General features: G+C 48.4%; 17 protein-coding genes, 1 pseudogene and 1 other annotated feature. Of the genes and pseudogenes, 7 read left to right on the forward strand and 11 right to left on the reverse strand.

Annotated features, from left to right (window positions below; translation table 11 throughout):
• Nucleotides 1–409: 409 nt before the first annotated feature.
• The 3 genes from clpB to rluD all read right to left on the reverse strand — a co-directional run bounded on the left by clpB (nt 410) and on the right by rluD (nt 4822).
• Nucleotides 410–2983: an ATP-dependent chaperone ClpB gene (gene clpB, locus LVQ77_RS22020; protein WP_134184218.1), complete on the reverse strand. Its 2574-nt coding sequence runs from the start codon at nt 2981–2983 to the stop codon at nt 410–412.
• 130 nt (nt 2984–3113) lie between these two features.
• Nucleotides 3114–3845, reverse strand: coding sequence for a purine nucleoside phosphorylase YfiH (yfiH, locus tag LVQ77_RS22025; RefSeq protein WP_232905479.1), 732 nt, complete (start codon nt 3843–3845; stop codon nt 3114–3116).
• Nucleotides 3842–4822, reverse strand: a complete 981-nt coding sequence (gene rluD, locus LVQ77_RS22030) for a 23S rRNA pseudouridine(1911/1915/1917) synthase RluD (RefSeq protein WP_064513180.1) — start codon at nt 4820–4822, stop codon at nt 3842–3844. The genes yfiH and rluD overlap by 4 nt, the downstream gene beginning before the upstream one ends.
• 130 nt (nt 4823–4952) lie before the next feature.
• On the opposite strand from rluD, the gene bamD reads away from it, so the two are divergent.
• From bamD to pheA, 4 genes are all read left to right on the forward strand, one after another.
• Complete coding sequence (gene bamD / locus LVQ77_RS22035) at nt 4953–5690, forward strand: outer membrane protein assembly factor BamD (protein ID WP_151996101.1); 738 nt, start codon at nt 4953–4955, stop codon at nt 5688–5690.
• 272 nt (nt 5691–5962) lie between these two features.
• On the forward strand, nt 5963–6301 hold the full coding sequence (gene raiA, locus LVQ77_RS22040) for a ribosome-associated translation inhibitor RaiA (RefSeq protein WP_064513185.1): 339 nt from the start codon (nt 5963–5965) through the stop codon (nt 6299–6301).
• Nucleotides 6302–6407: 106 nt separating this feature from the next.
• Nucleotides 6408–6535 (forward strand) — a sequence feature (Phe leader region).
• Nucleotides 6409–6456: a pheA operon leader peptide PheL gene (pheL, locus tag LVQ77_RS22045; protein ID WP_193216298.1), complete on the forward strand. Its 48-nt coding sequence runs from the start codon at nt 6409–6411 to the stop codon at nt 6454–6456. It overlaps the preceding feature by 48 nt.
• Before the next feature lie 21 nt (nt 6536–6556).
• Nucleotides 6557–7717 (forward strand): bifunctional chorismate mutase/prephenate dehydratase, encoded by a 1161-nt coding sequence (gene pheA / locus LVQ77_RS22050; protein WP_232867042.1) that lies wholly within the window; start codon nt 6557–6559, stop codon nt 7715–7717.
• Between the two features lie 29 nt (nt 7718–7746).
• On the opposite strand, the gene LVQ77_RS22055 is transcribed toward pheA, so the two are convergent.
• The 3 genes from LVQ77_RS22055 to aroF all read right to left on the reverse strand — a co-directional run bounded on the left by LVQ77_RS22055 (nt 7747) and on the right by aroF (nt 10903).
• Complete coding sequence (locus LVQ77_RS22055) at nt 7747–8622, reverse strand: SMP-30/gluconolactonase/LRE family protein (RefSeq protein ID WP_232905480.1); 876 nt, start codon at nt 8620–8622, stop codon at nt 7747–7749.
• A gap of 77 nt (nt 8623–8699) precedes the next feature.
• A complete protein-coding gene (gene tyrA / locus LVQ77_RS22060) occupies nt 8700–9821 on the reverse strand; it encodes a bifunctional chorismate mutase/prephenate dehydrogenase (RefSeq protein WP_232867046.1) in 1122 nt (373 codons plus the stop codon).
• A gap of 11 nt (nt 9822–9832) precedes the next feature.
• Entirely contained in the window at nt 9833–10903 is a 1071-nt protein-coding gene (aroF, locus tag LVQ77_RS22065) for a 3-deoxy-7-phosphoheptulonate synthase AroF (RefSeq protein ID WP_034457310.1), read from the reverse strand.
• A gap of 268 nt (nt 10904–11171) precedes the next feature.
• Here aroF and LVQ77_RS22070 point away from each other — a divergent pair, with 268 nt between their 5' ends.
• The gene (locus LVQ77_RS22070; RefSeq protein WP_232905481.1) at nt 11172–11543 is read left to right on the forward strand and encodes a DUF2799 domain-containing protein; all 372 of its coding nucleotides are present in this window, start codon (nt 11172–11174) and stop codon (nt 11541–11543) included.
• Between the two features lie 57 nt (nt 11544–11600).
• Here the strand turns inward: LVQ77_RS22070 and rplS are convergent, their stop codons facing one another.
• From rplS to ffh, 5 genes and pseudogenes are all read right to left on the reverse strand, one after another.
• Nucleotides 11601–11951, reverse strand: coding sequence for a 50S ribosomal protein L19 (gene rplS, locus LVQ77_RS22075; RefSeq protein WP_064513203.1), 351 nt, complete (start codon nt 11949–11951; stop codon nt 11601–11603).
• Nucleotides 11952–11991: 40 nt separating this feature from the next.
• A pseudogene (trmD, locus tag LVQ77_RS22080) lies at nt 11992–12760 on the reverse strand (tRNA (guanosine(37)-N1)-methyltransferase TrmD).
• Nucleotides 12761–12805: 45 nt separating this feature from the next.
• Complete coding sequence (gene rimM, locus LVQ77_RS22085; RefSeq protein ID WP_064513207.1) at nt 12806–13354, reverse strand: ribosome maturation factor RimM; 549 nt, start codon at nt 13352–13354, stop codon at nt 12806–12808.
• 18 nt (nt 13355–13372) lie between these two features.
• A complete protein-coding gene (gene rpsP / locus LVQ77_RS22090) occupies nt 13373–13621 on the reverse strand; it encodes a 30S ribosomal protein S16 (RefSeq protein WP_064513208.1) in 249 nt (82 codons plus the stop codon).
• Between the two features lie 113 nt (nt 13622–13734).
• Complete coding sequence (gene ffh, locus LVQ77_RS22095; protein ID WP_232867049.1) at nt 13735–15096, reverse strand: signal recognition particle protein; 1362 nt, start codon at nt 15094–15096, stop codon at nt 13735–13737.
• Nucleotides 15097–15268: 172 nt separating this feature from the next.
• On the opposite strand from ffh, the gene LVQ77_RS22100 reads away from it, so the two are divergent.
• Together LVQ77_RS22100 and LVQ77_RS22105 are read left to right on the forward strand one after the other, a co-directional pair.
• The gene (locus LVQ77_RS22100; protein WP_151996096.1) at nt 15269–16057 is read left to right on the forward strand and encodes a cytochrome C assembly family protein; all 789 of its coding nucleotides are present in this window, start codon (nt 15269–15271) and stop codon (nt 16055–16057) included.
• A 26-nt stretch (nt 16058–16083) separates the two neighbouring features.
• Nucleotides 16084–17373 (forward strand): HlyC/CorC family transporter, encoded by a 1290-nt coding sequence (locus LVQ77_RS22105; RefSeq protein ID WP_151996095.1) that lies wholly within the window; start codon nt 16084–16086, stop codon nt 17371–17373.
• Nucleotides 17374–17524 lie beyond the last annotated feature (151 nt).

Here is a 17524-nt window from a genome sequence, read left to right on the forward strand (position 1 = left end):
AAATGAATTACTGCTTGGTCACTCTTCAAGACTTGATATTTTTTTGATACCCGAAGGTATCTGAGATATCAATCCTGCGAGTGCCCACACAGATTGTCTGATAAATTGTTAAAGAGCAGTGAGTTAGACGCTTTCGCTTGCTAACTCGAGGTGGCGTATATTACGCTTTCCTCTTTCAGAGTCAAGCGTTTATTTTCGCTTTTCATCTGGCTGACGGGCCGGTTTGTAAGCCGTTGTGCCGTGTCAGTGGAGGCGCAGTATAGGGATTTTCTGGGAGCTGACAAGTATAAAATTCAAAAAACTTATCGATCGATTATTTTTCATTCAAAATACATATCAATGGCTCACTATCGCCTGGTTTTTAAACAAAAACGAGCCCCTCAGGGCCCGTTTTTGTCTTTTCTGTGACTTACTGCACTGCCACAATATGATTATCTTTTACTGTCAGATGCACTGTTTTACCAGGAATCAGCTCTCCAGAGAGGATTTGCTGAGCCAGCGGGTTCTCTATTTGCTGCTGGATAGCGCGTTTCAACGGTCTTGCACCATATACTGGGTCGTAACCATTCTCGCTAAGCAGCTTCAACGCATCCTCAGAGATAGTGACTTCATAGCCACGCTCTTCAAGGCGTTTATACAAACGCTGCAACTGAATCTGCGCAATAGAAGCTATGTGTTGCTCACCTAATGGGTGGAATACCACGACTTCATCTATACGGTTGACGAACTCTGGCCGGAAGTTCTGACTAACAACACCAAGAATCAGATCCTTCATATGACCGTAGTCCAACTCGCCGAAGCGCTCCTGAATTAAGTCAGAACCCAGGTTAGACGTCATAATCACAACCGTATTACGGAAGTCGACCGTTCTCCCCTGCCCATCAGTCAGACGTCCGTCGTCCAGCACCTGTAATAAGATGTTGAACACATCTGGATGTGCCTTCTCAACTTCATCCAACAGAATGACAGAGTAAGGACGACGACGAACAGCTTCTGTCAGATAACCGCCCTCTTCGTAACCAACATACCCAGGAGGCGCACCGACCAAACGAGAGACCGAGTGTTTTTCCATAAACTCGGACATATCGATACGTACCATTGCGTCATCGCTATCAAACATAAAGTTTGCCAGCGTTTTGCACAGCTCAGTTTTACCAACACCGGTAGGCCCAAGGAACAGGAACGAACCAATCGGACGATTTGGGTCAGACAAACCAGCACGGCTACGACGAATTGCGTTTGATACTGCCTCAACAGCCTCATTCTGCCCGATAACACGAGTATGAAGTTGTTGCTCCATTCTCAGCAGTTTGTCTCGTTCACCTTCCAGCATTCGAGCCACAGGGATCCCAGTCCAACGTGCCAGCACTTCCGCAATTTCTGCGTCAGTCACTTTGTTACGCAGCAGCCGCATGGTTTTGCCTTCACTCTGAGTTGCAGCCGCGAGCTGTTTCTCAAGCTCTGGAATCTTCCCATACTGCAATTCAGACATACGAGCCAGATCGCCTACGCGACGAGCCTGTTCAATGGCAATTTTTGCCTGTTCCAGCTCCGCTTTAATCGTCTGCTCACCAGAAAGTGAAGCTTTCTCAGCCTTCCACTCTTCTTCCAGTACTGAATATTCACGTTCTTTCTGCCCTAATTCTTCCTCAAGCATACTCAAACGTTTTTGGCTCGCTTCGTCAGACTCTTTCTTCAATGCCTGCTGTTCCAGTTTTAGCTGGATGATTCGGCGATCAAGACGGTCTAACTCTTCTGGCTTCGAATCAATCTGCATACGAATGCTGGAAGCCGCTTCATCGATAAGGTCGATGGCTTTATCCGGCAACTGACGATCGGCAATATATCGATGCGATAGAGTCGCAGCCGCAACAATAGCCGGGTCAGTAATCTGCACATGGTGGTGCAGTTCGTAACGCTCCTTCAACCCACGCAAAATTGCGATGGTATCTTCGACTGAAGGCTCTGCAACGAACACTTTCTGGAAGCGGCGCTCAAGTGCTGCATCCTTCTCTATATATTGGCGATATTCATCAAGCGTTGTCGCACCGACACAGTGCAACTCACCGCGCGCCAGTGCAGGCTTAAGCATGTTACCTGCATCCATTGCGCCATCGGCTTTACCTGCACCAACCATAGTGTGCAGCTCGTCAATAAATAGAATGACGTTACCTTCCTGTTTAGAAAGGTCGTTCAGCACACCTTTAAGACGCTCTTCAAATTCACCACGATATTTCGCGCCCGCCACCAGCGAACCCATATCCAGCGCCAGTACGCGACGCCCTTTCAACCCTTCAGGCACTTCACCATTAATAATGCGCTGTGCCAGGCCTTCAACAATGGCTGTTTTACCAACGCCTGGTTCACCGATGAGTACCGGGTTGTTTTTGGTACGCCGTTGCAATACTTGAATAGTGCGGCGAATTTCTTCATCACGGCCAATCACTGGATCAAGCTTGCCCTGTTCTGCACGCTCAGTCAGATCGACGGTATATTTTTTCAATGCCTGACGTTGGTCTTCGGCACCTTGATCATTCACGTTTTCGCCTCCACGCATTTGTTCAATTGCTGCTGTCACATTTGCCGTGGTAGCACCTGCTGATTTCAATAAATCAGTTAATGTTCCGCGCGATTCAAGTGCTGCCAGAACAAATAACTCAGACGAAATGAAGTTGTCATTTCGTTTTTGCGCCAGTTTGTCACACAGGTTTAATGCACGGACTAAATCCTGCGAAGGCTGGACGTCACCGCCCGTTCCTTCAACTTGTGGTAAACGGCTTAAAGCTTGCTCGATATCCGTACGTAACTTGCCAGCATTAACACCAGCAGAGGTCAGTAACGGACGCACAGAGCCGCCTTCCTGATTGAGCAGTGCGCTCATCAAGTGAAGGGGTTCGATAAATTGGTTGTCTTGCCCGAGAGCTAAGGATTGGGCATCAGCGAGAGCAAGCTGGAATTTATTAGTAAGACGATCCAGACGCATAACTCCTCCCATATACAGGTCAAATTTGCTACTGGAGATTAAATGAGGTCATCCCTCAATTATTCAAGGTTAATGACCTGAAATATTTGGAGCGTTAGTTACCCGCACTGGATCGTCTTGATTCGATAGGTTATATCAGCCAAATGAAACTTGCCATACGGCCTGTGGTTCTGTCGCGTCGATATGAGAAAAAATCACCCGCTTCGCTGTAAGTGCAACGGTCACCACCATAAATATGGTTAATATCCGCGGCAGACAAGCGTTGGCGTGCCAACGTGTAGATGTCAGCGATGTATTTTTCCCCTGACGGGCGAAATGCGCTATCAGCCTGAAGATCTTTAGCCATAAACGCTTCACGCACTTCAGGGCCGACTTCAAATGCTTCAGGGCCGATAGCCGGGCCAAGCCATGCGATGATATTTTCTGGCGCATCTTTAAAACAGGCGATGGTTTCTTCAAGCACACCTTCGCACAAACCACGCCATCCCGCATGAGCAGCAGCAACCTCAGTTCCTGCCTTATTACAGAATAGCACTGGCAAACAATCTGCAGTCATTACTGCACAAACGGTGCCCGGTGTTGAGCTATAAGAAGCATCAGCGCGCTTAGACAAATATGGCCCGCCCGTGAGTTTTAACACTTCTTTACCGTGTACCTGCTCTAACCAAACAGGTTTTGAAGGCAACGACGCAGCAGCGTAAAAAAGACGGCGGTTTTCTTCGACATCATCCAGGTTATCACCGCAATGGGCTCCCAGATTAAGCGAATCGTAAGGCGGTTGACTCACACCGCCAATACGTGTCGAACTGCAAGCAGCCACTCCTTCAGGGAGCGGCAACTGCGGGACGATCAATTTGCTCATAGCCAGTCCAGTTGATCCTTATGGATTTCTGTATCAGCACGCAATGCTTCAATCAGCTCAACCATATCCTGAGGAATCGGCGCATGCCACTCCATCAACATACCGCTGATCGGATGGTGAAGACGTAACATGGTTGCATGAAGAGCCTGGCGGTCAAACTTACGCAGCACGCTAACAAACTCTTCCGACGCACCTTTTGGCGGGCGTGGACGGCCACCGTAAAGCTGATCGCCAACTAATGGATGAGTGATATGCGCCATGTGCACACGAATCTGGTGAGTACGACCTGTTTCCAGACGCAGACGCAGACGAGTGTGTACGCGGAAATGTTCCATGATTCGGTAATGCGTAACCGCTGGCTTACCCATAGGATGCACAGCCATATGGGTGCGCTTGGTCGAATGGCGGCTGATTGGCTCGTCTACCGTGCCACCCGCAGTCATATGACCAATCGCAACTGCTTCATACTCACGCGTGATTTCACGTAATTGCAAAGCTTCAACCAGGTGAGTTTGCGCAGGAACAGTTTTCGCAACAACCATCAAACCAGTCGTGTCTTTATCCAGACGATGCACAATACCCGCACGCGGTACATCAGCAATCGGTGGGTAGTAATGCAATAGTGCATTCAGGACGGTCCCATCAGGGTTACCCGCACCAGGATGCACAACGAAATCACGCGGTTTGTTAATCACCAGAATATCGTCATCTTCATAGACGATATTGAGCGGGATATCTTGTGGTTCCCAGCGCGCATCCTCTTCGATTTCAGCGTTGATAGTGACGCTTTCGCCACCCAACACTTTCTCTTTCGGTTTGTCGCTGATATTGCCATTGACCAGCACACGCTGATCAAGAATCCATTCTTTTATACGCGAACGTGAATAATCCGGGAACAATTCGGCCAAAGCTTGATCTAAGCGTTGACCGAGTTGAGATTCGGACACAGTTGCGGTGAGTTGTACTAGTTGTGCCATAGACAGCTTCTTCGTTAACGTTGGGTTTTACGGCAATGCCGTTTAATATAGTGTGCTATTGTAGCTGGTCTTTATCGGGAGCTGGTACTGCGAGCCTCCCGGATAACATTCTGAGGAAAGTCAAAACGTCATGACGCGTATGAAATATCTGGTGGCAGCAGCCACGTTGAGCCTGGCTTTGGCTGGTTGCTCCAGTTCCAAGGATGAGGTTCCTGATAATCCACCTTCTGAGATCTATGCGACTGCGCAGCAAAAGTTGCAGGACGGTAACTTTAAAGCGGCGATAACGCAACTGGAAGCGCTGGATAACCGTTATCCGTTCGGGCCTTACTCGCAGCAAGTGCAGTTAGATCTTATTTACGCTTACTATAAGAACGCTGATTTGCCACTGGCTCAGGCAGCGATTGACCGCTTTATGCGTCTTAATCCAACCCATCCAAACATTGACTACGTACTTTACATGCGTGGTCTGACGGACATGGCGTTGGATGATAGCGCATTACAAGGCTTCTTTGGCGTCGATCGTTCAGACCGAGATCCTGCTCATGCGCGTGATGCTTTCAACGATTTCTCTAAGCTGGTTCGCGGTTATCCGAACAGCCAGTATGTCACCGATGCCACCAAGCGTCTGGTGTTCCTGAAAGATCGTTTAGCGAAATATGAGCTTTCAGTGGCGCAATACTACACTAAACGCGGCGCGTGGGTTGCAGTAGTTAACCGTGTCGAAGGAATGTTGCGTGATTTCCCTGATACTCAGGCCACGCGTGATGGTCTGAAATTGATGGAAAATGCTTACCGTGAAATGCAAATGCCAGCCCAGGCTGACAAAGTTGCAAAAATTATCGCGGCTAATAGCAGCAACACCTGATTCACCAATTTATCAAAACAAAATGGCAGCCATATGGCTGCCATTTTTATTGCCTGAAATACGTAAACTGAAACGGTTTAGCGTCAGGTCATCCAATCAAATATGGACGCTATTTTTCACTTCCACAAGCTTTAAAAACAGAGATCCTGTCCTGTCTCACAAAAAGGGTTTACTGACAAAAAGTGACAAAATAATGTGACTTTAATCACACATTTTGACATTCAGAAAGGTATGCTGGAGTTACCAAGACGGGAATGACAAGAGGTAACTTTATGACAATGAACATTACCAGCAAACAAATGGAAATCACCCCAGCTATTCGTCAGCACGTCGCAGACCGTCTAACAAAACTGGACAAGTGGCAAACTCATCTAATTAATCCACACATTGTTTTGTCCAAAGAACCGAAAGGTTTCGTGGCTGATGCCACCATTAATACGCCAAATGGCCAGCTCGTAGCGAGCGCCAAACACGATGATATGTATACGGCTATCAACGATTTGATCAACAAACTGGAGCGGCAGTTGAATAAAGTGCAACACAAGGGTGAAGCGCGTCGCACAGCAGGTTCAGTGAAAGACGTTGCTATCGCGGAAGTTGAAGAAGAGTAATCAATTTAGCCTTATCAACCATAACAACGCGCCTCCGGGCGCGTTTTTTATTGACAGAGCGAAAACAGACCGGGTACCTTACTTGTCTGACTAATCAGGAACCAACTATGAAATTATTTCCGTTTTTCTTCGCATTCTTTTTTACCTTCCCCTGAATGGGAGGCAATTCGTCGTGTGATAAAGAATGCGAAGACGAACAAACAAGCCTCCCGAAACCCGGGAGGCTTTTTTTATGGAATTCGAAAAGGTAGCGATATGAGTGAGACAAACCCATTGCTGGCACTGCGCGATAAAATTAGCGCCCTGGATGTAAAACTGCTGGCATTGCTGGCAGAGCGTCGCTTATTAGCTGTAGAAGTAGGCAAAGCTAAGCTTGCCACTCACCGCCCGGTGCGAGATATAGACCGCGAGCGGGACCTACTCGAGCGTCTGATTGCACTGGGTAAAACCCATAATCTGGATGCTCATTACATAACTCGCCTGTTCCAGCTAATTATTGAAGACTCCGTCCTGACCCAGCAAACGTTATTGCAGCAGCACCTTAATAAAACGAATCCACAATCAGCACGAATTGCATTCCTTGGCCCAAAAGGTTCTTACTCTCACCTTGCCGCTCGCCAGTATGCCGCCCGACACTTTGAACAATTTATTGAAAGCGGCTGTGCAAAGTTTCACGATATCTTTAATCAAGTCGAAACTGGTCAAGCAGATTACGCAGTCGTGCCGCTAGAGAACACCAGTTCTGGAGCAATTAACGATGTCTATGATTTGTTGCAGCACACAAGTTTATCCATCGTTGCCGAGATGACTGTGCCTATCGATCACTGCGTGTTGGTTAAAGGCACTACTGATTTAGACACTATCCACACTGTGTATAGCCATCCGCAGCCTTTCCAGCAATGTAGCCAGTTCATCAATCGCTACCCAAACTGGAAAATTGAATATTGTGAGAGTACTTCTGCAGCCATGGAGAAGGTTGCTCAGGCGAACTCACCTCATGTCGCGGCATTAGGTAGCGAAGCAGGTGGCGCGCTGTATGGCTTACAAGTTCTGGAACGTAACCTGGCAAATCAGACGCAAAACATTACTCGTTTCATCGTCCTGGCTCGCAAAGCTGTTGAAGTGACTGACCAGGTTCCAGCTAAAACAACATTGCTGATGGCAACGGGTCAGCAAGCTGGTGCACTTGTAGAAGCGCTTCTGGTTCTGCGTAATCACAATCTGATTATGACAAAACTGGAATCTCGGCCGATTAACGGTAACCCGTGGGAAGAGATGTTTTATCTGGATGTTCAGGCAAACCTGAACGATGAAGCAATGCATAAAGCCCTTCGCGAGCTTGGCGAAATCACCCGCTCGATGAAAGTACTTGGCTGTTATCCAAGTGAGAACGTGGTACCTGTCGACCCGGCGTAATACTGGCAGTAAGCCAGCGTTATGCTGGCTTACTGATTTTCTTTAAACTTCAGTTTTGGCATTCCCGCCACTGCGACTTCAAGCGTAAAAATCGCGCCGGACAGTGGCCTTTCCGCGACTTCAGTATCATCCATATCTTCTCGCGTAGTTGTGATGAATAGCGTTTTCATATCATCACCACCAAAACACACCATCGTTGGGCAGCGTACGGGCAACTGATATTCTTCAAGTACATCACCACCAGGCGATAAACGCGCAATGCGGCAACCGTCAAACAAAGCCGTCCAATAGCAACCTTCTGCGTCAATTGCCGCACCGTCAGGAATCCCCTGCCCCAACTCAAAACGTTTAAACACTTCACGCTTGCCCGGTTCACCTTGTTCATCTAACGGAGTTCTGTAAATCACGCGGTTCGGTGTGTCTGATGTGAACATCCATTTTTTATCTGCACTAAACGCCAGACCATTAGCACCATGGATATCATGCTGGATGACGTGCGATGTCAGATCGCTATCCACACGGCAAAGCAATGCACCGTTGTAATCACCCGGTCCCCAAAATGTTCCGGCATAAAAACGCCCATCCCGGTCAGTTCCCCCATCATTAAAACGAGCTAATGCCGGGTTATTAGGGTTGTCACAGACTTTGCGAGTAATAAGTCCGGTGCGGTTGGTCAAATAAATTCCGCTTCGCAGCGCGACAATAAAACCGCCCGTTTCGCATAATGCAAAACATCCAACCTCCTCGGAAAACTGAATCACATCGTGTTTTTTGCTTTCGATGTTATAGCGATGCATTTCGTTTTCGAGAATGTCCGTCCAGTAGAGGCAGTTTTCCTCAGCACTCCAGGTAGGACATTCAGGTAAGTGACCGGTGTAATCGAACAGAACTTGCGGCTGAACCATTTTTCTATCCTTAATTGCCAATAAAAAAAAGCCATTAGGTTTCCCTGATGGCTTTAGATTATAAGACTAATTTGCGATTACGGTCGGCTATCATTCGCCTGGCGTAATAAAGTGCGGCTTTCACTCTGGAAGCGCTGTGCGTAATCGCCAAACCAGTGCTCAACCTTACGGAAGCTGTCGATAAACGCTTGCTTATCACCATGCTCCAGCAGGCCAATCGCCTCACCAAAGCGTTTGTAGTAACGCTTGATCAGATCCAAATTGCTTTCTGAGGACATAATGATGTCTGCATAGAGTTGCGGGTCCTGAGCAAATAAGCGCCCGACCATTGCCAGCTCCAGGCGATAAATCGGTGAAGAAAGCGCCAGCAACTGCTCAAGCTGAACATTCTCTTCCGCCAGATGCAGGCCATATGCAAAAGTTGCAAAGTGGCGCAGCGCCTGAATAAACGCCATATTCTGATCGTGTTCAATGGCCGTTGAGCGATGTAAACGTGCGCCCCAAACCTGAATCTGCTCCAGGAACCACTGATACGCTTCCGGCTGGCGACCATCACAATAAACAACGACTTGCTTCGCAAGGCTCCCACTATCAGGCCCAAACATCGGGTGTAACCCGAGAACCGGGCCCTGATGTGCAGCCAGCATGGCTTGCAGAGGACCGTTCTTCACCGATGCCAGATCAACCAGAATACAGTCATCAGGCAAACGCGGAAGCTGAGCAATAACCTGCTCAGTAATATGAATCGGGACGCTGACAATCACCATACCTGCATCAGCCATCAACTCAGGTGCTTTAGCCCAGTCTTCTTTTTCAAGAATTCGAACCTGATAGCCAGACAGCATGAGCATTTTTTCAAACAAGCGCCCCATCTGCCCACCACCACCGACGATAACAACCGGGCGCAGAGCAGGAAATAGCGTTTTAAAACCTTTGTCATTCTCGCTTGAGTAAGACTCTCGCATTACGCGGCGCAGTACGTCTTCAATCAGATCAGGTGGAACCCCTAACGCTTCAGCTTCTTTACGGCGAGAAGCCAGCATTGCCGCTTCTCGTTCCGGCACATAAATCGGTAAACCGTACTGGCTTTTGACTTCGCCAACTTCCGCTACCAGTTCAAGGCGGCGTGCCAGTAGCCCCAGCAACGCCTTATCCACTTCGTCAATTTGATCGCGCAGCGCGGTCAATTCAGCCACCATAGTAAAACCTCTTATGCCTGACGCGCCGCAAGTGTACCGTTCAGATCCTGATGAATCTCGCGCAGTAAAGTCTCAGTGGTTTCCCAATCGATGCATGCATCTGTTACAGAAACGCCATACTTCATTTCGCTGCGAGGTTGTTCTGAAGATTGATTACCCTCGTGGATATTACTTTCAATCATCAGACCAATAATCGAACGGTTACCATCTTTAATTTGAGCGACAGCTGATTCAGCTACACCCGGCTGGCGGCGGTAGTCTTTGTTTGAGTTGCCATGGCTGCAATCTATCATCAAGGCTGGGCGGAGTCCTGCCTGTTCCATCTCTTTTTCACACTGCGCAACATCTGCCGGGCTGTAGTTAGGTGCTTTGCCGCCACGTAAAATCACATGACCATCAGGGTTACCCTGAGTTTGCAGTAAGCAAACCTGGCCTGCCTGGTTAATACCGACAAAACGGTGTGGCATAGATGCGGCGCGCATTGCATTAATTGCGGTGCCCAGGCTGCCATCAGTACCATTTTTGAAGCCAACCGGCATTGAAAGGCCTGAAGCCATTTCACGGTGAGTCTGGGACTCAGTAGTACGCGCACCGATTGCCGACCAGCTGAACAGATCACCCAAGTATTGCGGGCTATTTGGATCAAGCGCTTCGGTTGCCAGCGGCAGCCCCATGCTCACCAACTCTACAAGCAATTGACGAGCAATTTTCAAACCGCCTTCGACATCAAACGAGCCATCCATGTGCGGATCGTTGATAAGCCCTTTCCAGCCCACAGTAGTACGTGGCTTTTCAAAATAGACGCGCATCACGAGGTACAGACTATCGCTAACTTGTTCAGACAACGTTTTAAAACGACGAGCATATTCAATCGCGGTTTCCGGGTCGTGGATCGAGCAAGGTCCACACACCACTAACAGACGAGGATCACGGCCAGCGATAATGTTGGAAATCGTCTGACGAGACTGTTCTATCTGCGCTTCTTGAGCGGCTGTCAGCGGGAACTCTGCTTTCAGTTGATCCGGAGTGATTAATACTTGTTCGTCAGAAATATGAACGTTGTTCAGCGCGTCTTTTTGCATGATGGCGATCCTGTTAGCTCGTTTGCGATAGTCGTTTCCTCAGTGAGGATGCGACTACATTACCAGTTTTAGTAAAGATTGCAATCCATATTACGTAAACAATACGTTACACCACTAAAATAATTGCCGATTAAAGCACATCAAACACCGATAAATGTAAAGTTAATTATACACACATACATAAACACGCTTCTTTTTCGCGTAAACATGCATTCAATGAAATAGCCTCTATGCTCAGAGAATACTCTTTGAAACGGATATTCCCACCATGCGTTACATCGTCTTAGTTCCGATCTTATTTCTGTCAGCCTGTTATGTTGATCCGTACACACATGCTCCCACCCCTGAGCCTACCGACTGGTATCAAGCCGGCTGGGACGATGCAATGTCAGGGCAACCGGTCAGAAGCAATCTGGTTATTTCACATATGCATAATGATGAGAATGTGGACCGTCAGGAATGGTTGAAGGGATATGCAGAAGGACAGCAGAGAATTTGCGATCCGAAGTTCTTACTAATTCTGGGGCAAAGCGGAAAGTCATTTCCTGGCAGTTGTGAGAGCTTACCAGATGTTGCTGAGCGCCGAGCCCAATGGGAGAAAGGAAGCAATGAAGAGTTTCAGCGCTCATTTTTGCGCTAGACAAAAAAAGGGCTGCCAGATGGCAGCCCTTGATATGGATGTCGCGCTAGCGAAATCTTACTTAGTCAGACGCTCTTTAATACGAGCAGACTTACCAGTGCGCTCACGCAGGTAGTACAGTTTAGCTTTACGAACGGCACCACGACGTTTAACAGCAATGCTGTCGATTACTGGGGAGTGAGTCTGGAATACACGCTCAACACCTTCGCCGTTGGAAATTTTACGAACAGTGAATGCAGAGTGCAGACCGCGGTTACGGATAGCAATAACCACGCCCTCAAATGCCTGCAGACGTTTTTTAGAACCTTCAACGACCCATACTTTCACTTCCACGGAATCACCCGGACGGAATGAAGGTACATCCTGTTTCATCTGTTCTTGTTCAATTTGCTTAATAATGTTGCTCATAATTTTGTCTCTTATCCTGGGTAAACTGATAATCGGGGGCTTACGCCATCCCATCATGTTTATGTTGCTGTATTTGCGTGTTCCCGTTGGAACTCCGCCAGCAACCTTGCTTGCTCTTCAGTCAGAGCCAGGTTTTCCAGAAGTTCAGGTCTTCTAAGCCAGGTACGGCCCAGCGACTGTTTCAGGCGCCACCGGCGAATCTGAGCATGGTTTCCCGACAGTAAAACTGGCGGAACCTCCATGCCTTCTAACACTTCAGGACGGGTATAGTGTGGGCAGTCCAACAATCCATCGACAAACGAATCTTCGATTGCTGATGACTGATGCCCCAAGACTCCCGGAATAAACCGAGAAACTGAGTCAATCAGTACCATTGCTGGTAATTCACCACCACTGAGAACGTAATCGCCGATTGACCATTCTTCATCAATTTCGGTTTGGATTACGCGCTCATCTATCCCTTCATAACGACCACAAACCAGAATTAACTTCTCATTTGTTGCCAGTTCACTGACGCCTTCTTGATCAAGCTTGCGTCCCTGAGGTGACAGATAGATAACCTTAGCACCTTCCCCTGCCGCTGCTTTCGCTGCGTGGATGGCTTCCCGCAAAGGATTTACCATCATGAGCATACCCGGTCCGCCGCCGTAAGGACGATCGTCCACGGTACGGTGCCGGTCATAAGTGAAGTCTCGTGGACTCCAACTCTGGATGCTCAGCAGGCCATTTTTTACAGCCCGGCCAGTTACCCCGAAGTCGGTAATTGCGCGGAACATCTCTGGAAACAGGCTAACTACACCAATAAACACAAGCCAATCCCCATTACGCCGACTTTTACCGTTAATCCGGAGGTTTTAAAAACCAGGATCCCAATCTACTTCAATCGTTTGAGTAGCGAGATCGACTTTCTTGATAACCTGCCCATCGAGGAACGGAACCAGCCGCTCCTTGATACCGAACGCATCTTTCAGGTTTGCCTTAATGACGAGAACGTCATTTGAGCCGGTTTCCATCATGTCGATGACTTTACCGAGCTGATATCCTTCAGTAGTGACAACCTGGCAACCCATAAGGTCTTTCCAGTAGTAGTCACCCTCTTCGAGATGAGGCAATTGCGTTGAATCGACGACAATTTCGCAATTGGTCAGAAGATTCGCGGCATCCCGGTCGTCAATGCCTTTCAGCTTGATGACCAGATCCTGATTGTGGTGCTTCCAGCTTTCCAGCTGTACTTGCTGCCACTGACCCGCCTTCTGGATAAACCAGGGCTGATAGTCAAAAATGCTATCGGCGTCTTCGGTGGAAGAAAACACTCTGAGCCAACCACGAATCCCATAGCAGGAACCCATCTTGCCCAACACGATTGGGTTAACAGGAGCCTTTACAGCGAGTTGATTGCTCATCATGACCACCGTGACAGATTAAGCTGCTTTTTTTGCTGCTTTGATCAGCGCAGATACGCGATCAGAAACGGTTGCGCCTAAGCCAACCCAATGCTCGATACGATCCAGATCCAGGCGAGTTGCCTCGTCTTTTTCACCAGCGATAGGGTTGAAGAAACCAACGCGCTCGATGAAGCGACCGTTACGTGCATTACGGCTGTCAGTAACAACAACCTGGTAGAACGGACGCTTTTTAGCGCCGTGACGTGCTAAACGAATAGTTACCATAACATCCTCTTTAGTGAATAAAACATCGGGCCCCATCGAGGGATGGAGCCCGGTGTCATATTAAAAGCCCGAAAATTTTACTCATTTCGGCGCAAAATGCAATCTAAATGAGCTTAACGACCTGGGAAACCTGGTGGCATCATACCTTTCATGCCGCGCATCATTTTCGCCATTCCGCCTTTCTTCATCTTTTTCATCATGCGTTGCATGTCGTCGAACTGCTTGAGCAGACGGTTGACATCTTGCACCTGCATACCCGCACCCATCGCGATACGACGTTTACGTGAACCTTTGATAATCTCTGGCTGCGCACGCTCTTTGAGCGTCATGGAATTAATAATGGCTTCCATACGCACCAGGACTTTGTCATCCATTTGCGACTTAACGTTATCCGGCAATTGCCCCATTCCTGGCAATTTGCTCATCATACTCGCCATGCCACCCATGTTTTTCATCTGCTTGAGCTGGTCAAGGAAATCGTTGAGATCAAACCCATCGCCCTTTTTCAGCTTGCTGGCTAATTTCTCAGCCTGAGCACGGTCAACTTTGCTCTCAATATCTTCGATAAGCGACAGAACATCGCCCATTCCCAGAATACGAGAGGCAATACGATCCGGGTGGAAAGGCTCCAGCGCTTCTGTTTTCTCACCCACACCGAGGAATTTAATCGGCTTGCCGGTAATATGACGGATAGACAGAGCCGCACCGCCACGTGCATCACCATCGACTTTCGTCAGTACGACGCCAGTCAGTGGCAATGCTTCGTTAAAGGCTTTAGCTGTATTTGCCGCATCCTGGCCGGTCATGGCATCGACAACAAACAGGGTTTCAACTGGGTTAATCGCAGCATGAACCTGTTTGATTTCATCCATCATCGCTTCGTCAACGTGCAAACGACCGGCGGTATCCACCAGCAGCACATCAAAGAATTTCAGCTTCGCTTCTTTCAGCGCCGCATTAACGATATCAACAGGCTTTTGGCCGACATCGGACGGGAAGAAATCGACACCGACTTGTTCAGCCAGCGTTTCCAACTGTTTGATCGCCGCAGGGCGATAAACGTCGGCAGAAACCACCAGCACTTTCTTTTTGTGCTTCTCGCGCAGGAACTTACCTAATTTCGCGACGCTTGTGGTTTTACCCGCACCTTGCAAACCCGCCATCAGCACAACGGCTGGCGGCTGTGCTGCAAGATTCAGGCTCGCATTCTCTTCGCCCATCGCTGCAACTAATTCGGCGCGAACGATTTTGACGAATTCCTGACCCGGAGTCAGGCTTTTGTTAACTTCATGACCAACCGCTTTTTCTTTTACGCGGCTGATAAAGTCACGCACAACCGGTAGCGCAACATCTGCTTCCAGCAATGCCATGCGCACTTCGCGCAGAGTTTCTTTTACATTCTCTTCAGTCAGCCGCCCGCGGCCGCTGATATTGCGCAATGAGCGCGACAGACGGTCAGTTAAATTATCAAACATTGTCTTTTGCCTAACGTGGTAACTTAGGGCCGCAGCTTGCGACACAAAACAGAATTTGGCGGATTATAACATGAAGCCGCCTTTGGTGTGATGCAACGGTTAGAGTTGGAGCAGGCGGCAGGTAACGTTATACTGGTTTTTTTCTTCTCTGGCTAATTGACCGACACTTTATATGCCTGTTTTCGCCATCCTTGCGCTTGTAGCCTATTCCTGCAGCCTCGCGCTGATCATCCCGGGCCTGCTGACAAAAAACAGCGGGTGGCGCCGTTTCGCCATTATATCGGCCGTTATAGCACTTGTAAGCCACGGTGTGGCGCTTGAGGCTCGGATATTTGCCGCCGATGGAGGTCAGAACCTCAGTTTACTTAACGTCGGCTCGCTTGTCAGTTTGATGATATGTACCGTGATGACAATTGTGGCATCACGCAATCGAGGTTGGCTGCTGTTACCAATTGTTTACGCTTTTGCCTTAATCAATCTGGCACTTGCCACCTTTATGCCTAACGAATTCATCACACACCTTGAAGCTACACCAGGTATGATGGTGCATATTGGTTTGTCACTCTTTGCTTACGCTACGCTGATAATCGCAGCACTTTACGCGTTGCAACTTGCCTGGATTGACTATCAGCTCAAGAACAAAAAACTCGCCTTCCGAGCTGAAATGCCGCCGTTGATGAGCATTGAGCGCAAAATGTTTCACATCACTCAAGTCGGCGTTGTACTACTGACGTTAACCCTTTGTACCGGTCTGTTTTATCTGAAAAATCTTTTCAGCCTGGAAAATGTCGACAAAGCGGTATTGTCGATTCTCGCGTGGTTTGTCTACATCGTTTTACTTTGGGGACACTATCATGAAGGTTGGAGAGGCCGCCGTGTAGTCTGGTTTAACGTCGCTGGTGCTGCAATTCTGACACTCGCCTATTTTGGTAGCCGCGTCCTGCAACAATTTGTCGGCTAATATTGTCTTTTTAAAGGAACACCCTTTTGGAACAGATCTCAACGACTACGTTGATTGTCACATTGATCATCATGGTAGTCGTTTCAGCGTACTTCTCCGGCTCTGAAACCGGCATGATGACGCTTAACCGTTATAAGTTGCGCCATCTTGCCAAGCAAGGTAACCGCGCCGCTAAACGGGTGGAAAAACTTCTTCGTAAACCAGACCGCCTGATTAGCCTGGTATTAATTGGCAATAACCTCGTCAATATTCTGGCCTCAGCCATCGGCACCATCGTCGGCATGCGTTTATACGGCGATGCTGGCGTTGCTATCGCCACCGGTATCCTCACCTTTGTGGTGCTGGTCTTCGCTGAAGTTTTGCCAAAAACTATCGCCGCGCTGTATCCAGAAAAAGTCGCCTTCCCAAGCAGCTTCCTGCTCGGCCCACTGCAAATCCTGATGATGCCCCTGGTGTGGTTACTGAACATCATCACGCGTATGTTGATGCGCCTTATGGGGATCAAAAACGTCAGTACCGTAAGTAGTGCACTTAACAAAGACGAATTACGTACACTGGTGCATGAATCACATTCGAAGATTTCTCGCCGCAACCAGGACATGCTGCTTTCCGTGCTCGATCTGGAAAAAATCAGTGTCGACGACATCATGGTGCCGCGTAATGAAATTGTTGGCATCAACATCAACGACGACTGGAAATCCATTGTTCGCCAACTGACACACTCTCCACACGGGCGCATCGTGCTTTACCGCGATACGCTGGATGATGCAATCAGTATGCTGCGTGTGCGCGAAGCCTACCGTCTGATGACGGAAAAGCAGGAGTTCACCAAAGAAACTCTGTTACGCGCCTCTGACGAGATTTATTTCGTACCGGAAGGCACACCGCTCAGCGTGCAACTGGTTAAATTCCAGCGCAATAAAAAGAAAGTCGGCCTGGTGGTCGACGAATATGGTGATATTCAGGGGCTGGTCACTGTAGAAGACATTCTTGAAGAAATTGTCGGTGATTTCACTACCTCCATGTCACCAACGCTTGCTGAAGAAGTGACGCCGCAAAACGATGGTTCCGTGATTATTGAAGGCAGCGCTAACGTTCGTGAAATCAATAAAGCCTTCAACTGGACACTGCCAGAAGACGAAGCCCGCACCGTAAACGGTATGTTGCTTGAAGAGCTGCAAGAGATACCGGCTATCGACACTCGCGTGCGCTTAAGCAACTACGATATTGATATTCTTGATGTGCAAGACAACATGATTAAGCAAGTGCGAGTGACTCCGGTGACGCCACTGCGACAAAGTGTTGAACAGAAATAGAAACAAAAAAGCCAGCCCTGAAGGCTAATGCCGGTCACTTAAGGTGACCGGCATTGTTTTTTAAGGGATATTTCGACCTTTTTTCTCTCACTTCCCTTGCATATTCACGCTCACGCCTCGAGGGGAGTTTTAGCATCGCTGCGTTGCTGTA

Source organism: Buttiauxella cochleicola (assembly GCF_021282435.1).
Taxonomy (GTDB): Bacteria; Pseudomonadota; Gammaproteobacteria; order Enterobacterales; family Enterobacteriaceae; genus Buttiauxella; species Buttiauxella massiliensis.